Consider the following 21,174-nt stretch of genomic DNA (forward strand, 5'->3'; position numbering starts at 1 on the left):
ATCCTATGAATCCATATGTCATAGTCCAGAGGTTCGTGTTACGGTCGCATCACGGATTCGCCGACGACCGTCCCCAGTCCGGGGGGTGAGCGGGTCCGCAGGTGCTCGATCGAGGAGGACGGATGCCGCACGCCACCGCGCGCGCCGACGCCGCCCGCGCCGTCGTCTTCTCGCCCCTCGAGGGCGCGGGCCGGGCCGAACTGGTCGAGCAGCGCCTCACCGACGCCATCGCGTCGGGCGTCCTCCGCGACGGCGAACGACTCCCCAGCGAGGCCGACCTGGCCAAGTTCCTCGGCGTCGCCCCGGTCACCGCGCGCGAGGCGCTCGTCGCGCTCCGGCACAAGGGACTCGTGCGCACCCGCCGCGGACGCGACGGCGGCAGCTTCGTCACCTACGACGACGACCTGTCGCTGCGCCTCACCGAGGAGCGCGTCCGGGCGCTCAGCCGGATCGAACTGCGCGACCTCTCGCTGCACTACGCCGCCATCGCCGGCATGGCCGCCGAGGTCGCCGCCGACCGCGCGAGCGACGACGACCTGCAGAGCCTCGTCGAGATCGATGCCCGGGCCGACCTCGCCACCCCCGGCGGCGCACGCCGCGCCGTCGGCCGCTTCCAGCTCGAGGTCGCCGCGATCAGCCAGTCGCCCCGGCTCGTGCACGAGGAGCTGCGCCTGCAGGCCGAGACGGGCGCCCTGCTCTGGATGTGCCTGCGCGAACAGGAGTACCGTGACCGCACGAGGGAACACCGCCTCGACGTGATCGCCGCGATCCGGGCGGCGGATGCCGCATCCGCCCGCCGCGCGACGACGACGTGCATCGGCACGGCGGTGGAATGGCTCATCGACGAGAAGGTGCGGCTTGAAGCCGCACTCCCACCGTCCATCGCGCACGAGGAAGGGAGCGCGCCATGACGCAGGCACTCGCCACGGGCGCGGCCGCGATCGCGCGGCGCATCGCCGACGTGATCGACCCGGTGTTCGCGCTCATCGACGGCTGGCAGCAGCGGATGGAGGCGCGGCTCGCACCCGAACCCGAGCCGCGGGCCGCCGACCTCGACCCCGCCGTCGCGGCGACCGTCGCCGCCGAACTCGACCGCCCCGGCACGCTCATCACGGGCGCCGGCTTCGTCGCCGCGCCGGGCTACCTCGCCGACGCGCCCTGGCACCTCGCGTGGTGGCTGAGCGACGGCAACCCGTTCCGCGGCGTGCCTGCCCGTGGCATCCGTCGCCTCGATGCGGTCAGCGACCCGGACGCCGAGTCGTTCCGCGACTACACGACGCTCGAGTGGTGGCGCGTTCCCGAGCGCACCGGCTCACGGCACCTGACCGGGCCCTACGTCGACTACCTCTGCACCGACGACTACACGGTCACCGTCACGACGCCGGTGACGATCGACGGCGACATGGTCGGGCTCGTCGGCGCCGACATGTACGTCGCCCGGCTCGAGCAGGTGCTCGAACCCGTACTGCGCGACGCCGGTCGCACCCTGACCGTCGTGAACGCCTCCGGTCGCATCGTGACCTCGACCGATCCGCACCGGGCGACCGGGGCGCTCCTGCGCCTGGACGGACTCCCCGACGCGCTCGCCCCGCTCCGCGAGGCCGAGGCGGAGGGGCGCGTGACCGCCGCCGTCCGGCTGCCGGACGGTGCCGACGTGGTGCCGTGCGGCGACACGTCGTTGGCGCTCGTCGCCGAGTAGCGGCATCCGCCCGCACCGGGCGTCGATGCGGGGTGACCGAACCCGAAACACGCGCCCGCTATGGTGAGGCCATCGGAACGGGGCGCACGCGCGAGCGCGTGCGACTGACGAGAGGCCGGCGCTCGAGACGTGACGACCACCATCAGGCAGAAGCAGGCCCGCAGGCGGCGCGGCCGGGCGGTCGCCTACGCGGTGGTGACGCTCGCCTGGGCGCTCGCGGTCTGGCTCAGCGCGGTGCTCGCCCCGCCGGACTGGCTGCACGGCATCGCCCTCTTCGTCCACCTCGCGTCGCTCGTCGTCGGGCTCGGCGCCGTGCTCATGATCGAGTGGCACGCATTCCTCTGGGCCACCGGCTGGAGCACCGTGCGCGAGCTGCGGCAGGCCGATCGCACCATGATCCTGCCGGTCTGGGCCGGGCTCACCGGCCTGCTGGCCAGCGGCGCGCTGCTCGAACCGGACCTGATGTCCACGCCGACGCAGGTGAAGCTCGTCGCCGTGCTCGTGCTGACGCTCAACGGGGTGGCGCTCACCAAGTGGACCTCGGACCTCGCCCGCCTCCCCGCGCGGACGACCTTCCGCGGCCTGCCCGGCCGTGCGAAGTTCGGCTTCGTCTCGAGCGCCGTGGTCTCGCAGGCGGCGTGGTGGACGGCCGTGGTCATCGGCCTGCTCAACGCCACCGGGTGAGGCGCGCCGCGGGCCGTGTGGACGTTCCCTGCGAGGTCGCAGGCTGCTGAGCTAGGCTCACGATCGAGCCCAGCCGTCCCCCGACTGGAGGAACGATGACCGACGCACCGAGCCACCCGCCGGCCCGACGCGATCGCAGTCAACTGCGCGAGGAGCGCCGTCGACGGCGTCGGCGTGGCATCCAGGTCGCCGTGGCGGCGGGCATCGCCGCCGTCCTCCTCATCGGCGGCGCCGTCACCGCGATGGTCCTCATCAATCAGGGCTCCACCACGGCGGCGCCCAGCGAGGCGCCCGAACCCGAGCCCATCGTCTTCCCCGACGACGAACCCGCGGCCGAGCCCGGCGCCGAGCCCTGCACGACGGTGTCGGTGCTGTCGTCGTTCGAGAACGCCGAGATGGTCGAGCGGCTCGCCTACGGCTACAACGCCGAGCCGCGCGACGTCGACGGCTCGTGCGTCACGGTCGTCGCCTCGAAGGACAAGTCGGGCATCGCCGCCGAGGAGGCCGCCGTCGGGTTCTCCGAGGCCGCCGAGGACGAGCGGCCGGTCGTGTGGATCCCCGACGCCCGGTCGTGGCTCGGCGTCGCACGCGAGGCCGGCGGCGGAGCGAACGTGCCCGAGGAGGGGACGAGCGTCGGGTCGTCCGACATCGTGCTCGCCATGCCCGAGCCGCTCGCCGCCGCCATCGGTTGGGGCGAGGAGCCGCCCACCTGGGCCGAGGTCTTCGAGACCGCCGCGGACGCCGAGGTCTGGGCCGACCTCGACCACCCCGAGTGGGGCGAGTTCAAGCTCGGCAAGACCAGCCCGGTCATCGCGAGCTCGGGCGAGGCCGCCATGCTCGCCTCGTACGGCGCGGCCGCGGGGTCGGTCGCCGACCTCACGGCCGACGACATCGCCGACGACGAGGTCACCGACGAGGTGAAGCAGCACGAACTGGCGACGAGCCACTACATGGCCACGCCCGAGCACTTCCTCTGGCACGCCCGGCAGTCGGCCGACGCCGGCGGGTCGGCGGCCGACTTCCTCTCGGCCGTGATCGTCGACGAGAAGTCGGTGTGGGACTACAACCGCGGCATCACGAGCCGCGACGGCGTCACGCGCATCGAGAGCGACCCGCCCGCCGAGGCGCTCGTCCCCATCTACCCGAGCGACGGGTTCTACATCGCCGACAACCCGGCCGTCGTGCTCACCGGCTCATGGGTCGACGAGGGCGAAGCCGCCGCCGCGGAGGACTTCCTGCGATTCGCCGGCACGAAGGAGGGCCAGGCGATCGTCCGCGAGACGGGGTACCGCGACCTGAACGGCGAGCTCGACGCCGAGATCCAGGAGGTCGGCGCACTGGCCGAGACCTCCGACGCAGGCCTCGACTTCCCCGAACCGCAGGTCGTGGTGGCGATGCACGAGGCGTTCCCCGACGTGCGCAAGCGCGCGAACGTGCTCTTCCTCCTCGACGTGTCCGGGTCCATGGGCGACCCGATCGAGACCGGCGAGACGAAGCTCGAGGCCGCGAAGCACGCGGTCGAGCTGTCGCTCGACCACTTCTCGGACGGCGACCAGGTCGGGCTCGCGGCGTTCTCCGAGGTCGACGCGCAGGCGCTCGCCCCCGGCGAGGTGAGCGCGGTCGCCGACATCGCCGACACCCGCGACGACTTCGAGTCGGCCCTCGGCGGGCTGGAGCCGATCGAGTGGACGCCGCTCTACGAGGCGGTCGACACGTTCGCCAAGCGGCAGGCCGACGACTGGGACCCCGACCGCATCAACGCGATCGTGCTGCTCAGCGACGGCCGGAACGAGACCGAGGCGCCGAGCACGTCGTCGCAGCAGATGCTCGACACCCTCGAGGAGCTGCACCACTCGACCCCGGTGCTCGTCTTCACGCTCGCCTACGGCGCCGACGCCGACGTGAAGACGCTGCAGTCGATCTCGAGCGCGACGGGCGCGCACTATTACGACGCGACCGACCCGACCGAGGTCGACGAGGTGCTCGGCGACCTCGTCACGAGCTTCTGAGCGGGCTCGGGCGCCGGAGCGCTCGTTCGCTCGTTCGCTCGCTCGCCCGTTCGCTCGCCCGTTCGCCGAGCGCGTGTGCTTCCGACGAGCGCGTTCGCGTACGCACGCGCGCTCGTCGGAACTGCACGCGCTCGTCATGCGGCGTGACACGCGCGCGGCGCGCGGGACCGGGTGCGACCATGGGCGGATGACGCCTCGCCGCCCGCCCGCGCTCGTCGCCGTGTCGCACGGCACCTCGTCGCCCGAGGGCCGTGCCGCGGTGCGCGGACTGTACGACGCCGTGGTCGCGGCGGTCGCCGAGCGGTGGGCGGATGCTGCGTCCGAGACGCGACTCTGCCACGTCGACGTCGAGCAGCCCGACGTGCCGGCCGCGCTCGCCACGCTCCCCGACGGGGAGCCCGCGGTGATCGTGCCCCTGCTGCTGTCGGCGGGCTACCACGTGCACGTCGACCTCGCCGAGGCCGCGGCGGAGGCCCGCGATGGCGGTCGCGTGGTGGTCGTCGCCGATGCGCTCGGTCCCGACGACCGGCTCATCGCGGTCCTGCAGCGCCGGCTCGCCGAGGCCGGCACTCGTGACGACGACCCCGTCGTGCTCGTCGTGGCGGGCTCGAGCGACGTGCGCGCCGTCGAGGCCTGCGAGCGCGTGCGCGACGCGCTGGCCGAGGCATCCGTCGCCGACGTCTCGATCGGGTTCCTGTCGGCGGCCGAGCCGCGGCTGCCCGATGCGGTCGCCGCCGCGCGCGCCGCCGGCGCGGGGCACGGGCCCGGCGCGCGGGTCGCCGCCGCGAGCTACCTGCTCGCGCCCGGGTACTTCCAGGACCTCGCGGCGAGCTCCGCGCCCGACGTGCTCGCCGAGCCGCTGCTGCGCCCCGACGACGCGCCCGCCGAGCTCGTGCAGGTCGTGCTCGACCGATACGCGGAGGCGCTCGCCCGCTCCAAGTGAGTTTTCCGTGCTCGAGTGACGTTCGAGACCGCACTCCGGCGCAGGAGCCTCACTCGGCGCCGAGCCCCGGACGCGCGAGCCGCGGCCGTGCCCTTTCACGGCCCATTTCTGGGATCGAGTACGGCCTGACCCCGTACTCGATCCCAGAAATCGAACTCGGGCGGGCGGCGGCCGGACGTGCTCGAGTGACGTTCGAGTCCGCACTCCGGCGCAGGAACCTCACTCGAGGCGGGGTCGCGTCCGCACGTCATATTTCGCCGTGCGACGCCTCGTGACACGGGGTGACCGCGCGTGACGGGCCCGGGTTCCGGCATCCGCCGGACCCCCGTACCTTCGTCGGCACGTGCCCCGAACGGGGCGCGGACGAGGAGGGGAAACCGTGACGATCGAGACGACGGATGCCGCGACGCGCGCGCCGCGCACCGAGCGCGCCGAGCGTCCCGCGCGCGCGGATCGGCCAGCCCGCGACATCCGCCCGCCCCGACCCTCGGCGAAGCCGAACGGGCAGTGGAAGGTCGACGGCACGACCCCGCTCAACGCGAACGAGGAGTGGAAGCAGGCCGACGGCGGCCTCGAGGTGCGCGAGCGCATCGAGCGGATCTACGCCGACGGCGGCTTCGCGTCGATCGACCCGACCGACCTGCACGGCCGGTTCCGCTGGTGGGGCCTGTACACGCAGCGCAAGCCCGGCATCGACGGCGGCCGGACCGCGACCCTCGAGCCGCACGAGCTCGAGGACGAGTACTTCATGCTGCGCGTCCGCATCGACGGCGGGCAGCTCACGACCGAGCAGCTGCGCGTCATCGGCGGCATCTCGACCGAGTTCGGCCGCGACACGGCCGACCTGACCGACCGGCAGAACGTCCAGCTGCACTGGATCCGCGTCGAGGACGTGCCCGAGATCTGGAGCCGGCTCGAGGCGGTCGGCCTCGGCACGACCGAGGCCTGCGGCGACGTGCCCCGCGTCGTCCTCGGCTCACCGGTCGCGGGCATCGCGGCCGACGAGCTCATCGACCCGACCCCGCAGATCGACGAGATCACGAGCCGGTTCATCGGCGACGAGTCGCTCGCGAACCTGCCGCGCAAGTTCAAGTCTGCGATCACGGGCCACCCCAGCCAGGACGTCGTGCACGAGATCAACGACGTCGCGTTCGTCGCGGTCGAGCACCCCGAGCTCGGCGTCGGCTACGACCTCTGGGTCGGCGGCGGGCTGTCGACGGCGCCGCGCCTGGCCGAGCGCCTCGGCGTCTTCGTGGCGCCCGACCGCGTCGCCGACGCCTGGCACGGCGTCGCGCAGATCTTCCGCGACTACGGCTACCGGCGGCTGCGCAACAAGGCGCGCCTGAAGTTCCTGCTCGCCGACTGGGGCACCGAGAAGTTCCGCGATGTGCTCGAGACCGAGTACTTGGGGCATGCCCTTCCGGACGGCCCGGCCGCGCCGACGCCCGTGACGACCGGCGACCACGTCGGCGTGCACCGCCAGAAGGACGGCCGCTTCTACGTCGGCGCCACGCCGATCGTCGGCCGCGTTTCCGGCCCGACGCTGACGAAGCTCGCCGACCTCGTCGAAGCGCACGGCTCGACCCGCCTGCGGACCACGCCGCACCAGAAGGTCGTCATCCTCGACATCCCGGAGGAGCGGGTCGAATCGCTCATCGCGGGCCTCGACGAGCTCGGGCTCCAGGCGCGACCGAGCCTCATCCGCCGGGGCACGATCGCGTGCACGGGCATCGAGTTCTGCAAGCTCGCGATCGTCGAGACGAAGGCGTTCGCGACGGCGGCCGTGCTCGACCTCGAGGAGCGGCTCGACGCCTTCGACCTGCCGCACCCCATCAGTCTGCACGTCAACGGATGCCCCAACTCGTGCGCGCGCATCCAGACCGCCGACATCGGACTGAAGGGCCAGCTCGTCACGATCGACGGCGAGCAGGTGCCGGGCTACCAGGTGCACCTCGGCGGCGGCCTCGCGTCGCAGGACCGCGACGAAGCCGGCCTCGGCCGGACGGTGCGCGGCCTCAAGGTCACGGCCGACGGCATCGCCGACTACGTTTCGCGCGTGGTGACGCGGTTCCTCGACGAGCGCCACGCGGCGGCCGACGAGACGTTCGCGCAGTGGGCGCACCGCGCCGACGAGGAGTCGCTCCGATGAGCGCGCGGAACGTCGGCCCCGGTGGTCGAGTGGCGCCGAACCCCGGTGGTCGAGTAGCACCGAAGGCGCGTATCGAGACCACCCCGGTGCGCGGTCTCGATGCGGGCGCTTCGCGTCCTACTCGACCGACGGGCTTCCGTTCCCCCGACGAACTGCGTGCCCTCGCCGAGGCCGGCAACGCGGCGCTCGGCAGCCTGACCGACCACGAGGCATCCCCCGCCGAGGTCGTCGCGTGGGTCGCGGCGAACTTCGCGACGGAAGCCGCAGCCGTCGCCTGCTCGATGGCCGATGCCGCGCTCCCCCACCTCGTGGCCGAGCAGCTGCCCGGCGTCGACGTGCTGTTCCTCGACACCGGCTACCACTTCGCCGAGACGCGCGTCACGCGCGACGAGGTCGCCCGGCAGCTCGACGTGCGCGTGGTCGACGTGCTGCCCGAGCAGACCGTCGCCGAGCAGGACGCCGAGTTCGGCGCCCAGCTGTTCGCCCACGACCCCGCGCTGTGCTGCGCACGGCGCAAGGTCGAGCCGCTCCAGCGGGCCCTCGGCGGCTACGAGGTGTGGTTCACGGGCGTCCGCCGCGACGAGGCGCCGACGCGCACGCTCACGCCGCTCGTGACGTACGACGATCGGAACGGGCTCGTGAAGGTGAATCCGGTCGCGGCGTGGACCTTCGACGACCTCCTCGACTACGCGGGCGTGCACCAGGTGCCCGTGAACCTCCTGATGTCGCACGGCTACCCCTCGATCGGCTGCGAGCCGTGCACGAAGCCCGTCGCCGCGGGCGAGGACCCGAGGTCCGGCCGCTGGGCCGGCCTCGCCAAGACGGAATGCGGGTTGCACCTATGAGCGAGAGCATCATCCCCGGTGGTCGAGTGGCGAGCGCCGGCGAGGCCATCCCCGGTGGTCGAGTAGCGAGCGCCGGCGAGGCCATCCCCGGTGGTCGAGTAGCACCGGAGGCGCGTATCGAGACCGCCCGCGTGCAAGGTCTCGATACGGGCGCTGGCGCGTCCTACTCGACCACCGAGAACCTCGATACGGGCGCTGGCGCGTCCTACTCGACCACCGAAGGTCTCGATACGGGCGCTGGCGCGTCCTACTCGACCACCGAAGGTCTCGATACGGGCGCTGACGCGTCCTACTCGACCACCGCCACGCTCGACGCGCTCGACGTGCTCGAGGCGGAGGCGATCCACGTGATCCGCGAGGTCGTCGCCGAGTTCGAGCGGCCCGTGCTGCTCTTCTCCGGCGGCAAGGACTCGGTCGTCGTGCTGCACCTCGCGGCCAAGGCGTTCTGGCCCGCGAAGGTGCCGTTCCCCGTGCTGCACGTCGACACGGGCCACAACTTCCCCGAGGTGCTGCGGTTCCGCGACGAGACGGTCGCTCGGCTCGGCATCCGCCTCGAGGTCGCCTCGGTGCAGGACTACCTCGACGACGGCCGGCTGCAGGAGCGTGCCGACGGCACCCGGAACCCGCTGCAGACGCAGCCGCTGCTCGACGCCATCGCGGCCGGTCGGCACGACGCGGTCTTCGGCGGCGCGCGCCGCGACGAGGACAAGGCGCGCGCCAAGGAGCGCATCATCTCGTTGCGGGACGAGTTCGGCCAGTGGGATCCGCGCAACCAGCGACCCGAGCTCTGGAGCCTCTACAACGGGCGGCACACGGTCGGCCAGCACGTGCGCGCGTTCCCGATCTCGAACTGGACCGAGCTCGACGTGTGGCGCTACATCGAGCGCGAGGGCATCGCGCTGCCGCCGCTCTACTTCGCACACGAGCGCGACGTGTATGCGCGCGACGGCATGTGGCTCGCGGTGAGCGACGTCTCCGCGCCCCGCGCGGGCGAGACGGTCGAACGCCGCACGGTCCGCTACCGCACCGTCGGCGACCTCAGCTGCACCGGGGCGGTCGTCTCGGAGGCCGCGACGCTGTCGGACATCGTGCGCGAGGTCGCGGCATCCACCCTCACCGAGCGCGGTGCGACGCGCGCCGACGACCGCCTCTCCGAGGCGGCCATGGAGGACCGCAAGAAGGACGGGTACTTCTGATGAGCGAGCACATCGGCGATCGAGTGGCGAGCGCGAGCGTGGGTCTCGATACGGGCGCTGACGCGTCCTACTCGACCACCGAAGGTCTCGATACGGGCGCTTCGCGTCCTACTCGACCCACAGCGACCGGCACGCTCTTCCGCTTCGCGACGGCCGGGTCGGTCGACGACGGCAAGTCGACGCTCGTCGGCCGCCTGCTGCACGACTCGAAGGCGATCCTCGCCGATCAGCTCGAGTCGGTGGCCCGCACCAGCGCGGAGCGCGGCTTCGGCGGCGAGCCGGGCGCGATCGACTTCGCGCTGCTCACTGACGGGCTGCGCGCGGAGCGCGAGCAGGGCATCACGATCGACGTCGCCTACCGCTACTTCACGACCGGTCGCCGGTCGTTCATCCTCGCCGACTGCCCCGGCCACGTGCAGTACACGCGCAACATGGTCACGGGCTCGGCGACCGCCGACGCGGTCGTCGTGCTCGTCGACGTGCGCAACGGCGTGCTCGAGCAGACCCGACGCCACCTCGCGGTCGTGCAGCTGCTTCGCGTGCCGCACGTGATCGTCGCCGTGAACAAGATCGACCTCGTCGGCTACGACCGCGCCGCCTTCGACGCGGTGGCGGCGGATGTCGCGGCGCTCGCGAACGACCTCGGCCTGCCCGACGCGCACGTCATCCCGGTCTCCGCGCTCGCGGGCGACAACGTCGTCGAGCGCTCGGCGAACACGCCCTGGTACGACGGGCCGTCGCTCCTCGAGCTGCTCGAGGAGCTGAGCACGATCGACGAGCTCGAGACCGACCTCGAGGCGCTGCGGCTGCCCGTGCAGCTCGTGATCCGCCCGCAGGGCGGGCTGTCGCCGGACGTGACGGATGCCGCGGCCGATGAGCTCCGCGACCATCGCGCCTTCGCGGGCCGCATCGAGTCGGGCACAGTGAAGGTCGGCGATCCCGTCGAGGTGTTCCCCGCCGGCGTGCGGACGACGGTCACGGGCATCCGCCGCGGCCCCGAAGCGCTCGCCGAGGCATCCGCCCCGCTCTCGGTCGCGCTCGAGCTCGCCGACCCCGTCGACGCCGCGCGCGGCGCGGTGATCGCCGCCGCCGGCTCGCTGCCCGCGCCGCGGCGCGAGCTCGACGCTGACGTGTTCCAGCTCGACGCGCGACCGCTCGCGACCGGGGCCCGGGTGCTCGTCAAGCACGGCACCACGACCGTGCAGGCGATCGTCACCGACATCCGCGGACGCCTCGACCTCGACACGCTCGAGACGACGCCGACCGCGTCGCTCGCGACGAACGACATCGGGCTCGTCCGCCTGAAGCTCGCGGCCGACCTCGCCGCCGAGCCGTACGCGGCGCACCGCCGTGCGGGCGCGTTCCTCGTCATCCACCCGCAGGACGGCGCGACCCTCGCCGCCGGCATCGTCGTGGAGGCGCCGGCGTGACCCGCCGCGGGCTCGGTGCACAGCTCGGCGAACTCGTCGCCGGCGTCGCGGTCGCCGCGGCGATCGTCATCGTGCCCGTGGTGATCGGGTCGGTCGGCCGTGCCGCGGCCGAGGGGCCGGGCGCAGCCGGGGCGACGGATGCCGCGGCCCTCCGCCTCGGCTACTTCGCCAACGTCACGCACCTGCCCGCACTCGTCGGCCTCGAGACCGGCGCCATCGCCGACGAGCTCGGGGCGACCGCGCTCGAGCCGCAGGCGTTCAACGCCGGGCCGGCCGCCGTCGAGGCACTGAGCGCCGGCGCGATCGACGCCGCCTACCTCGGTCCGAGCCCGGCGATCAACAGCTTCGTGCAGTCGGGCGGCACCTCGCTCCGGATCGTCGCGGGCGCCGTCGGCGGCGGTGCCGCACTCGTGGTGCGCGACGGCATCGACGACGCCGACGACCTGCGGGGCGCGACGCTCGCGACGCCCCAACTCGGCAACACGCAGGACGTCGCGCTCCGCACCTGGCTCGCCGACCACGACCTCGAGACCTCGCCGACCGGCGGCGGCGACGTCGACATCGTGCCGACCGACAACGCCCGCACGCTCCAGCTCTTCACGACCGGCGCGATCGACGGCGCGTGGCTGCCGGAGCCCTGGGCCTCGCGGCTCGTCATCGAGGCGGGCGCGAACGTGCTCGTCGACGAGGCGGAGCTCTGGCCGGGCGGCGCGTTCCCGACGACGCTGCTCGTCGTGCGCGCCGAGTACCTCGAGGCGCACCCCGACGCGGTCGCTGCGCTCGTCGCCGGGCACGCGGCATCCGTCGACTGGATCTCGACGCACCCCGACGAGGTGCCGGCGCTCGTGAACGCTCGCCTTGCGGCCGACGCCGGAGCGCCGCTGCCCGACGCCGTGCTCGAGCGCGCGCTCGCGCACGTCGCGCCGACGGTCGACCCGTTCGCGGCGGCGCTGCCCGTGCTGCAGCGGAACGCCGTCGCGGCCGGGACGGCGGAGGCGGGCGATCTCGCCGGCATCCTCGACCTCGGGCCGCTCGACGCCGTCCAAGCCGGCGCCGGGCTCGACCCGATCGACGATGCCGGACTCGACGGGGGTGCGCGATGACCGCGGCACCCGCCATCCGCCTCGCCGGCGTCGGCAAGCAGTACGCCGCCGACGGGCCGGTCGTGCTCGACGGCATCGACCTCGCCGTCGCACCGGGCGAGTTCGCGTGCCTGCTCGGTGCGTCGGGCTGCGGCAAGTCGACGCTCCTCGCCCTCATCGCCGGGCTCGAGCAGCCGAGCACCGGCACGATCGAGGTCGACGGCCGCGCCGCGGTCATGTTCCAGGAGGCGTCGCTGCTGCCGTGGCTCAGCGCCCGACGCAACGTCGAGCTCGCACTGCGCTTCGGCGACGCCGGCCTCTCGCGGGCGGCGCGCCGCGACCGCGCGCTCGAGCTGCTCGACGTCGTGCACCTCGCGGATGCCGCGGACAAGCGACCGCACGAGCTGTCCGGCGGCATGCGGCAGCGCGTCGCGCTCGCGCGCGCCCTCGCTCAGGACCGGTCGGTGCTGCTCATGGACGAGCCGTTCGCCGCGCTCGACGCCATCACGCGCGACCTGCTGCACGAGGAGCTCGAGCGCGTCTGGCGCGAGACCGGCCGGACGATCGTGTTCGTCACGCACAACGTGCGCGAGGCCGCGCGGCTCGGGCAGCGCGTGCTGCTCATGTCGAGCCGCCCGGGCCGCATCGTCAACGAGTGGCGCATCGCCGACGACGGGCCGCGCCGCATCGAGTCGCCCACCGTGTCCGAGCTCTCGGTCGAGATCACCGAGCACCTGCGAAGGGAGATCCGCCGCAATGCCGCATGACACCCTCCCCGCCGCGACCGGTGGTCGAGTAGCGAGCGACAGCGAGCCCCACCCCGGTGGTCGAGTAGCGAGCGACAGCGAGCGTATCGAGACCCCCTCGCCGGGTCTCGATACGGGCCCTTCGGGTCCGACTCGACCCACGGAACAGAGCGACAGCGAGCGTATCGAGACCCCCTCGCCGGGTCTCGATACGGGCCCTTCGGGTCCTACTCGACCCACGGAACAGCTCGACACCGAGCTGCGTGGGCTCGACCGGCTGCAGACGACCGCCGAGCGCCGCACCCCGTGGTGGCGCCGGGCGATCGACGGCGTGCTCCCGCCCGTGCTGCTCCTCGTCGTGCTCGTCGCGGCCTGGCAGGCCTACACGGTCATCGCGCAGCCGCGGCCCGACCTCGCACCCGGCCCGCTCGACGTCGCCGCCGCGCTCGGCCAGGCCTGGGAGGACGGACGCCTGCAGCTCGCCGTCGCGACGAGCCTCGAGCGCGGCATCCTCGGCTTCCTCATCGCGGTCGCCGTCGGCACCCCGCTCGGCCTGCTGCTCGCCGAGTGGGCGCCGCTCCGGCGCGCGCTCGGCCCGCTCATCTCGGGCCTGCAGGTGCTGCCGTCGGTCGCGTGGGTTCCCGCCGCGATCCTCTGGTTCGGGCTGTCGGATGCCACGGTGTACTTCGTCGTGCTCATGGGCGCGATCCCGTCGATCGTGAACGGGCTCGTCGCCGGTGTCGCGCAGGTGCCGCCGCAGCTGCGCCGGGTCGGCACGGTGCTCGGCGCGTCGCGGCTCGAGCTCGCGGCATCCGTCGTGCTGCCTGCGGCGCTGCCCGGCTACCTCGCCGGGCTCAAGCAGGGGTGGGCGTTCTCGTGGCGCTCGCTCATGGCGGCCGAGATCATCGCGTTCGGCGGATCGATCGGCTTCGGCGTCGGCTCGCTGCTGCAGCAGGGCCGCGACCTCGCCGACCTCGCGAGCGTGCTCGGCACCATCCTCGTGATCCTCGCCATCGGCGTCGTGATCGAGTTGCTCGTCTTCGCCCCGGTCGAGCGCGGGATGCTGCGCCGCCGCGGACTCACTGGAGGAACCCCATGACCGAGAACATCCCCGGTGGTCGAGTAGCGCCGGAGGCGCGTATCGAGGCCCCCACGCGAGGTCTCGATACGCTCGCTGACGCTCGCTACTCGACCACCGGAGACGACCGGAAGGGCCACGTCGCACTCGTGGGCGCGGGCCCCGGCGAGCCCGGGCTGCTCACCATCCGCGGGCTCCGCGCGCTCGAGGCCGCCGACGTGATCGTCGCCGACCGGCTCGGCGCCCGCTCGGTGCTCGACGGCCTCGCCGCCGAGGGCGTCGAGCTTCGCGCCGAGGTCGTCGACGTGGGCAAACTGCCCGGCCACCACGCCGTGCCGCAGGACGCGATCAACGAGCTGCTCGTCACGCTCGCCCGCGACGGCAAGCGCGTCGTGCGCCTCAAGGGCGGCGACCCGTACGTGTTCGGCCGCGGCGGCGAGGAGCTCGCGTACTGCCGCGAGGGCGGCGTGGACGTCGAGGTCGTGCCCGGCATCACGAGCGCGGTGTCGGTGCCCGCGATCGCCGGCATCCCGCTCACGCACCGCGGGCTGGCGACGACGTTCACGGTCGTGACCGGCCACGACCAGATCCAGTCGCTCGGCGGCACGCGCGACCACACCGTAGTGCTGCTCATGGGCGTCGGCACGCTCGCGAACTCGGCCATCACGCTCGCCCGCGGCGAGCGCGGTGCCGACTGCCCCGTCGCGATCGTGGAGGATGGATACGGCCCTCGCCAACGAGTGACGATCGGCACGCTCGGCACGATCGCCCACCAGGCGGCGGTGCGGGGCGTGCGGTCGCCCGCGGTCGTGGTGGTCGGCGACGTGGTGCGGCTGAGTCCGTACGCGCCCGCCGAGCTCGCGGCATCCGCCCTCACGGCGCCCCCGGCCCTCGACTGACCCGCCGTCCACCCTGTCCCGACCTTCTCCGTACTCCCCGAAAGGCCATGCCCTCATGACCCTCAACCTCCGTGTCGCGATCGTCGGCGCCGGCCCCGCCGGCATCTACGCGGGCAACATCCTGCGCCGCCAGGTCGACGAGGCCGGCGGCGAGGTCGCGATCGACCTGTTCGAATCGCTGCCCGCGCCGTACGGCCTGATCCGCTACGGCGTCGCGCCCGACCACCCGCGCATCAAGGGCATCGTCAACTCGCTGCACGAGATGCTCGACGAGGGCACGATCCGCCTCATCGGCAACGTCGAGGTGGGCCGGGACGTCACGGTCGACGAGCTGCGCGAGCGCTACGACGCCGTGATCTTCGCGACGGGCGCGCTGAAGGACGCCCCGCTCGACATCCCCGGCATCGACCTGCCCGGCTCGTACGGCGCGGCCGACCTCGTCGCCTGGTACGACGGCCACCCCGACGTGCCGCGCGACTGGCCGCTCGAGGCGGAGTCGATCGCGGTTATCGGCAACGGCAACGTCGCGCTCGACGTCGCGCGCGTGCTGGCGAAGCATCCGGCCGACCTGCTGTCGACCGACATCCCCGCGAACGTCCACGCGGGCCTCCTCGCCTCGCCCGTGACCGACGTGCACGTGTTCGGACGCCGCGGCCCGTCGCAGGTGAAGTTCACGCCCATCGAGCTGCGCGAGCTCGGCGAGGTGCCCGACGTCGACATCGTCGTGTACGACGACGACTTCGCGCGCGCCGAGGGCGACGAGCATGCCGCGCACCTGCTCGCGACGAACAACCAGGTCAAAGTCATGACGCGCACCCTCAACGGATGGCGCCGCGCCGACGACCGGCCGTACACCGCGTCGCGTCGCCTGCACCTGCACTTCTTCCACTCACCCGTCGAGGTGCTCGGCACCGACGCCGTGGAGGCCGTGCGCTTCGAGCGCACCCGCCCGGTCGGCGACGGCTCGGTCGCGGGCACGGGCGAGTTCGTCGACGTGCCCGTGCAGGCCGTGTACCGCGCGGTCGGCTACGCGAGCTCGCCGATCGACGGCGTGCCGTTCGACGGGTCGGCCCGCGTGATCCCGAACCAGGGCGGGCGGGTGACGGATGCCTCCGGCGCCCCCGTCGCCGGCGTCTACGCGACGGGCTGGATCAAGCGCGGCCCCGTCGGGCTCATCGGCCACACCAAGGGCGACGCGCTCGAGACGGTCACGAACCTCGTGGCCGACGCGCAGGCCGGCGTGCTCGCCGCGCCCGGCGTCGCACCGGTCGTCGAGGCGGCCGACGGAGACGAGGTGCTCGAGCTGCTCGAGGCCCGAGGCATCCGCTTCACGACCTGGGCCGGATGGCTCGCCCTCGACGCGCACGAGCGCTCGCTCGGCGAGGCGTTCGAGGGTCCGGTCGCGCGCGAGCGCGTGAAGGTCGTGCCGCGCGACGAGCAGGTCGACCTCTCGCGCGACGGCGCGCTCGTCGCCGGCTGAGGCGGCGGCCGCCCACCGCCCTCGCGGTTCGCAGGAGAACCCGCGATTCACAGGACCGATCCAGGCCGGACGTCCTGTCGCGCCACGGTTCTCGTGTGAACCGGGGGCTGGCTACCTGACCGTCAGGCGTCGGAGACGGCGGCGAAGACGTCGACCGCGGCCGGGTCGGCGCCGACGGCGCGGAGGCGCGCGACGATGCCGCGACGGGCCCGCGCGTAGGAGGCGTTCGAGCCGCGCATGACCGAGTCGCGGTTCGCGAGGTCGAGGAGCGCGTTGAACTCGAACGCGAGCTGGTCGGGGTCGTCGAGCGCGGGCAGCTCTCCGAGCGAGCGAGCGTGGCCGAGGGATGCCGCGAGGTAGCCGCTCCAGTCGGCGAGCGCGTGGTCGATGGCGTCGCGCACCGGTCCGGGCTTGGCGTCGAAGTCGGCGGCCGCCTCGGCGAAGAAGCACCCGCCCGGGAACACCCTCCCGCGCGAGTACGCGATCCAGCGGTCGGCCAGCGCGAGGACCCGGCCGAGTCCACGGGGAAGCTCCCGCGCGGGTTCGACGACCGTCTCGACGAAGCGCAGCCGCGCGGCCTCGACGGTGGCGAGCTGCAGGCGTTCCTTGCTGCCGAACAGCGTCGCGACGCCGCTCTTCGACACCGATGCGGCGTCGGCGATCCGCGCGATCGAGAGCTGGTCGAGCCCCTCGACCGAGGCGAGGTCGACGGCGGCGGCGAGCACCTGGCGACGCGACGCGTCACCCCTGGCGCGTCGGCCGTCGGCGACGTCGATCGAGATTCCCGTGCTCACCCTCTCGATTTTACGCACGAACGTTCGTATACTCAACGTACGACCGTTCGTATTCTTTGATCGGAGTCCTCGTGACCACCATCGCCGAGACCGCGACCACCGCGGCACTCCTGACCCGCGTCGCCGCCGTCCGCGCCGCCGAATCCGTCTCCCCCGAGGCATCCGCCGCCGTCGCCCTGCCGCTCTTCATGCGCGTCGGCGGGCGCCTGCCGGTCCGGCCCGCCGACCGTGCGGTCCACGAGTCGGCGAAGCGCTCGACCATCCGCGTGCGGGGTCGCGACCTCGCGACCTACGAGTGGGGCAGCGGGCCCGACACGATCCTGCTGGTGCACGGATGGCGCGGCCGCGCGTCGCAGTTCGCGCCCATCGTGCGCGAGCTCCGCTCCGAGGGCTTCCGGCTGCTCGCGTTCGAGGCGCCCGCCAACGGCGAGTCGCCCGGCCGCCGCACCGACATCCGCGACTGGCTCGGCGCGATCGACGCGCTCCAGGCCCGCGAGGGTCGTTTCCACACGATCATCGGGCACTCGTTCGGCGCGATGGCGGCCCGCGCGGCGCTCTCGGACGGCGTCGCCGCCGGCGGGCTGGTGGCCATCGCCGGCCCCTCGCGCGCGAGGTTCCTGATCGACGCCTTCACCCAGCGCATCGGCGCCCGCCCGAGCACCGCCGACGCCCTCGCCGCGCGCTTCGCGCGCCGCATCCTGCCCGACGTGGCCGACCCGTGGCCGCGGTTCGACGGCGCCGCGAACCCCCTGCCCGAGCGGATGCCGCTGCTCGTCGTGCACGACCGCGGTGACCGCGAGGTCCCCGCGAGCGAGGGCATCCGCCTGCACGACGCGCACGGGGCCCGCTCGCGCCTCGTCCTCACCGACGGCGCGGGCCACAACCGGGTGCTCGGCGCGGATGCCACGCTCGACGCGGTCACCGCGTTCGCGACGGGCGGGCCGACGCACGTCGACCGCATCCGGCTCGCCGCCGCGGCGTCGGACTCCGCGACCCTGCCCGCTACGACCTAGCGCTGCCGCTCGCCGGCGCACACGCCCTCGCCGACGGAGGTCCGTTCGAGCCGGCGCGCACGGCCGCTACCGCGCTCAACGCCACCCGGGGGACGGTTTCCTCCGCGTCCGTCGGAGAAAGGTATCCGGCGGATACCCTTCTCCCTGCTCCGGCCAGCAAACCGTGTCCGGATGCGCGGCACGGCGGTCGCACCGGGAGGACCCGGGGGGCTTCGAGGTGTGCGCGAGCGAGATCCCCACCGGCGGGTGCGGGAGGGGGCGCGCCCTCCGGCTCCGCCGGAGTCGCACGACGATCAGAGTTCGAGCACCCCGAACCGGATCGAGCCGGCGATCCGACCGGCGCGGCGCGCCGCCCGACCGACCCAGTCCCTCCGTCGGTCGACCGACCAGATCGAGAAGGGCGCCATCGCGACGAGGCCCAGCATGCGGACGGCCCCGCCGAGCGAGGACGAACGCGGGGCGCCGTGCTCGCGGAAGAGCACGTAGAGCTGGACCGAGCCGATGCCCCACCGGTACTGCTGGCGCCAGAGTTCGCGGAGCGAGGTCCTCATCCGATACGTGACGTGCGCCCCGTCGACCCGGACGAGCGGGTGACCGCGCAACTGCGCATCCCAGCAGAACGCCGTGTCCATGCTCGCGAGCATCGACTCGCGGAACCCGCCGACCTCGCGCCAGACCTCCGCGCTGACGCCGAGGTTGTTGGTGGCGGCCGCGTCGAGGAACCCCTTCGACGGCAGGATCGCCGACCACTTGGTCGTCCGCCCCATGCCGGCCCGCGGATCGGACGCGGAGTCGTGCGAGGCGGTGGACACCCCGGCGATGAACGAGTGCTCGGCGGCCGCGGCGGCCATCGCCGCCAGCCACCCCGGCTCGGCGATGTCGTCGGCATCGAGGAACAGCAGGTAGTCGCCCGACGCGGTCTCGGCGGCCACGTTCCTGGCATGGCTCGCGCCCGGTACCGACGAGGCGTCGACGACGCGCAACTCGGGGAGGCGGTCCCGGCACGCCTCGGCCCGGGCGACGGTGTCGTCCCGGGAGCCGTTGTCGGCGACGATCACCTCCCATGGGCCCTGCCATCCCTGTGCGGCGAGGGCCTCGAGCTGGGTGCCGATGGTCGCCCCCGCGTCACGCGCGGGGATGATCACGGAGAGGTGGGGGTACTCGGGCACCCGCTCATCGTAGGCGGCGGAGTCGGCACCGCTCCAGAGGCACCCGCGGGAACGGCCTACCTCGCGGACGCGGCGAGCACTCGCTCGTAGACGTCGAGATGGGCGCGCGCGACCGCGAGGTCGTCGAGCAGGCCCGGGGTCGCGGCGGCCGCCCCGGAGAGGCGCGCGCGCAGCGCGGCGTCCTCGTCGAGCCGCGTGAGCGCGGCGGCGAGCGCGCCGACGTCGCGCGGCAGCACGAGCAGGCCGTTCACGCCGTCGGCGACCCACTCGGCGGGGCCGCCCTCGTCGGCCGCGACCGTCACGCGACCGGCCGCGAGGTACTGCAGCACGTTCTGGCCGAGCGGCTCGGCGCGCGTCGAGTACTGCACCGCGACGTCCCATCCGTCGAGCAGCCTCGCCACGTCGTCCACGTGCCCGAGCACGTCGACCTGCGCGCCGACGCCGAGTTCGTCCGCCCGGCGGTGCAGCTCGGCGAGGTACGCCTCGTGCCCGAAGGGCGCGCCGCCGGCGAACTGCAGGCGGATGTCGCGTCCCGCGAACGCACGCGCGAACGCCTCGAGCAGCTCGGCCTGGCCCTTCCAGGGGTCGATCCGGGCGAGCATGCCGATCGTGCGCAGCGGGGCATCGGCGCTGACGAGCAGGGCGGCACCGATCGCGAGGCCGGAGGCGCTCGGCACGACCTCGGCCACGGCGTCGGACCGGAGGAAGCGCCGCGCCGAGTCGAGGGTGGCGCGCGAGTTCGCGATGACGCCGTCGGCTCGGGGCAGCACGACCCGGGTCATGAGCGCGTGCCCCGGCCCGCCGAGCGACTCGGGGTCGACGAGGTCGCGCAGGTGCACCACCAGCGGGGTGCGGGCGACCCGCGCGGCGAGCGCGCCGTAGGCGGCCGAGCGCGCCGTGTTCGCATCGACGAGGTCGGCCGACCGGAACGCTGCGGACGTCCGCACCGCGAGCGCCTGCACGGCGAGCCGCGCGCCGAACCCGAGCACCGCGAGCGGGCCGCCGGAACTCGCGCCCGCGGGCTGGCGCACCCCTGCCGATCTCCGGGGCACGCGCGGCGGCACGGCGTCCCACACGTTCGGGCCCGGCTCGAGCGGCGGGGTCTGCAGCACGGCCGACCAGTCGGGTCGGGCCTGCAGCATCCGCACGAGCGCCAGTTCGGCGCCGCCGGCCGCACCGGTGTGGTCCAGGTGCAGCACGCGAAGCGGCCGCTCCCGCGCGCTCACGTGTCGCGCCTGCCGAACCAGCGGCGAACGCGACCCCCGCGCGACGTCGCCGAAGCGCCGCCCGACCCGGAGGCGTCCGACCTGCCGAGCCCCTCGAACGAGAACGCGTCGGGATCCTCGACCGTCGCCCGAAGCGAGTGGACGTCGGCCGGCGGCATCCCGAACAGCGTCGCGGCGATCGACGCCAGCGGCGGCACCTCCTCGCGCGCCATCGCGCGGTAGGCGTCGTCGTCGCGGCCCTGCGGGTCGGTGATGTCGCCGTCGTCGTCCACGCCGAACGCGCGCCGACGGCCGAACGCGGCGACGCGGGACCGGAGCTCGTCGACGGAGGCCGGAGCGGGCGCAGGGCCCAGCCCCGCGGCGATCCCGCCGGCCTCCCGGATCGTGAAGGTGGACCGCAGCATCGACGGCACCATGCCGAGCACGCCGTCGCGATGCGCGACATCCGCCGTGAGCACGAGGTCGGCGCCGCCGATGACGCGCTCGTCGACCTGGGTCGCGCGGTGCGCCCGGCCGTCGGCGCCGAGCCGTTCGGTGATCGCTCGCGTCCGGCTCCGCATGGGCCGGCCCACGGGCGCGGCGAGGCCGGCGCTCGTGACGACGACGCGGGCCGCGGCATCCGTCGGCAGGTACCGGTCGACCCAGGTCCGCAGGAGCGCCGCGGCGAGCGCCGACCGGTTGATGTTGCCCGTGCAGACCACGAGCACGCGGAACTCGTCGGGATCCATGCGC

19 protein-coding genes are annotated in these 21,174 nt (G+C 73.7%); 15 read left to right on the forward strand and 4 right to left on the reverse strand.

Features of this window, described 5'->3' with window-relative positions:
• Window positions 1-122: 122 nt before the first annotated feature.
• The 14 genes from GLX25_RS04540 to GLX25_RS04605 all read left to right on the forward strand — a co-directional run bounded on the left by GLX25_RS04540 (window position 123) and on the right by GLX25_RS04605 (window position 16,240).
• On the forward strand, window positions 123-911 hold the full coding sequence (locus GLX25_RS04540) for a FadR/GntR family transcriptional regulator (RefSeq protein WP_155841037.1): 789 nt from the start codon (window positions 123-125) through the stop codon (window positions 909-911).
• Window positions 908-1,699, forward strand: coding sequence for a PDC sensor domain-containing protein (locus tag GLX25_RS04545; protein WP_155841039.1), 792 nt, complete (start codon window positions 908-910; stop codon window positions 1,697-1,699). Before GLX25_RS04540 ends, GLX25_RS04545 begins: the two co-directional genes overlap by 4 nt.
• Before the next feature lie 129 nt (window positions 1,700-1,828).
• On the forward strand, window positions 1,829-2,383 hold the full coding sequence (locus tag GLX25_RS04550; RefSeq protein WP_155841041.1) for a hypothetical protein: 555 nt from the start codon (window positions 1,829-1,831) through the stop codon (window positions 2,381-2,383).
• Between the two features lie 95 nt (window positions 2,384-2,478).
• A complete protein-coding gene (locus GLX25_RS04555) occupies window positions 2,479-4,392 on the forward strand; it encodes a vWA domain-containing protein (protein WP_155841043.1) in 1,914 nt (637 codons plus the stop codon).
• 187 nt (window positions 4,393-4,579) lie between these two features.
• Window positions 4,580-5,335: a sirohydrochlorin chelatase gene (locus GLX25_RS04560; protein ID WP_155841045.1), complete on the forward strand. Its 756-nt coding sequence runs from the start codon at window positions 4,580-4,582 to the stop codon at window positions 5,333-5,335.
• A gap of 469 nt (window positions 5,336-5,804) precedes the next feature.
• Window positions 5,805-7,484, forward strand: a complete 1,680-nt coding sequence (locus GLX25_RS04565; RefSeq protein WP_166548447.1) for a nitrite/sulfite reductase — start codon at window positions 5,805-5,807, stop codon at window positions 7,482-7,484.
• Window positions 7,481-8,329, forward strand: a complete 849-nt coding sequence (locus GLX25_RS04570; RefSeq protein WP_155841047.1) for a phosphoadenylyl-sulfate reductase — start codon at window positions 7,481-7,483, stop codon at window positions 8,327-8,329. Before GLX25_RS04565 ends, GLX25_RS04570 begins: the two co-directional genes overlap by 4 nt.
• Window positions 8,326-9,525 (forward strand): sulfate adenylyltransferase subunit CysD, encoded by a 1,200-nt coding sequence (gene cysD / locus GLX25_RS04575; protein WP_240898144.1) that lies wholly within the window; start codon window positions 8,326-8,328, stop codon window positions 9,523-9,525. Before GLX25_RS04570 ends, cysD begins: the two co-directional genes overlap by 4 nt.
• Window positions 9,525-10,955, forward strand: coding sequence for a sulfate adenylyltransferase subunit 1 (locus tag GLX25_RS04580; RefSeq protein WP_155841049.1), 1,431 nt, complete (start codon window positions 9,525-9,527; stop codon window positions 10,953-10,955). The genes cysD and GLX25_RS04580 overlap by 1 nt, the downstream gene beginning before the upstream one ends.
• Window positions 10,952-12,058: an ABC transporter substrate-binding protein gene (locus GLX25_RS04585; protein ID WP_166548439.1), complete on the forward strand. Its 1,107-nt coding sequence runs from the start codon at window positions 10,952-10,954 to the stop codon at window positions 12,056-12,058. The genes GLX25_RS04580 and GLX25_RS04585 overlap by 4 nt, the downstream gene beginning before the upstream one ends.
• Entirely contained in the window at window positions 12,055-12,804 is a 750-nt protein-coding gene (locus GLX25_RS04590; protein WP_155841051.1) for an ABC transporter ATP-binding protein, read from the forward strand. Before GLX25_RS04585 ends, GLX25_RS04590 begins: the two co-directional genes overlap by 4 nt.
• Window positions 12,794-13,882, forward strand: coding sequence for an ABC transporter permease (locus GLX25_RS04595; RefSeq protein ID WP_155841053.1), 1,089 nt, complete (start codon window positions 12,794-12,796; stop codon window positions 13,880-13,882). The genes GLX25_RS04590 and GLX25_RS04595 overlap by 11 nt, the downstream gene beginning before the upstream one ends.
• Window positions 13,879-14,760, forward strand: coding sequence for a uroporphyrinogen-III C-methyltransferase (gene cobA, locus GLX25_RS04600; protein WP_155841055.1), 882 nt, complete (start codon window positions 13,879-13,881; stop codon window positions 14,758-14,760). The genes GLX25_RS04595 and cobA overlap by 4 nt, the downstream gene beginning before the upstream one ends.
• A gap of 55 nt (window positions 14,761-14,815) precedes the next feature.
• A complete protein-coding gene (locus GLX25_RS04605) occupies window positions 14,816-16,240 on the forward strand; it encodes an FAD-dependent oxidoreductase (RefSeq protein ID WP_155841057.1) in 1,425 nt (474 codons plus the stop codon).
• A 122-nt stretch (window positions 16,241-16,362) separates the two neighbouring features.
• Here the strand turns inward: GLX25_RS04605 and GLX25_RS04610 are convergent, their stop codons facing one another.
• A complete protein-coding gene (locus GLX25_RS04610) occupies window positions 16,363-17,034 on the reverse strand; it encodes a TetR/AcrR family transcriptional regulator (protein WP_271192345.1) in 672 nt (223 codons plus the stop codon).
• A 71-nt stretch (window positions 17,035-17,105) separates the two neighbouring features.
• On the opposite strand from GLX25_RS04610, the gene GLX25_RS04615 reads away from it, so the two are divergent.
• Entirely contained in the window at window positions 17,106-18,047 is a 942-nt protein-coding gene (locus GLX25_RS04615; protein ID WP_155841060.1) for an alpha/beta fold hydrolase, read from the forward strand.
• 293 nt (window positions 18,048-18,340) lie between these two features.
• Here GLX25_RS04615 and GLX25_RS04620 read toward each other — a convergent pair whose 3' ends face one another.
• The 3 genes from GLX25_RS04620 to GLX25_RS04630 are packed head-to-tail and all read right to left on the reverse strand — an operon-like array spanning window position 18,341 to window position 21,170.
• On the reverse strand, window positions 18,341-19,216 hold the full coding sequence (locus GLX25_RS04620) for a glycosyltransferase family 2 protein (protein ID WP_155841062.1): 876 nt from the start codon (window positions 19,214-19,216) through the stop codon (window positions 18,341-18,343).
• Between the two features lie 56 nt (window positions 19,217-19,272).
• Window positions 19,273-20,442: a glycosyltransferase family 4 protein gene (locus GLX25_RS19310; protein WP_155841064.1), complete on the reverse strand. Its 1,170-nt coding sequence runs from the start codon at window positions 20,440-20,442 to the stop codon at window positions 19,273-19,275.
• Entirely contained in the window at window positions 20,439-21,170 is a 732-nt protein-coding gene (locus GLX25_RS04630) for an arsenate reductase/protein-tyrosine-phosphatase family protein (RefSeq protein ID WP_155841066.1), read from the reverse strand. The genes GLX25_RS19310 and GLX25_RS04630 overlap by 4 nt, the downstream gene beginning before the upstream one ends.
• Window positions 21,171-21,174: the final 4 nt, after the last annotated feature.

The sequence above is a fragment of the Agromyces luteolus genome, assembly GCF_009729855.1.
Lineage (GTDB): Bacteria > Actinomycetota > Actinomycetes > Actinomycetales > Microbacteriaceae > Agromyces > Agromyces luteolus.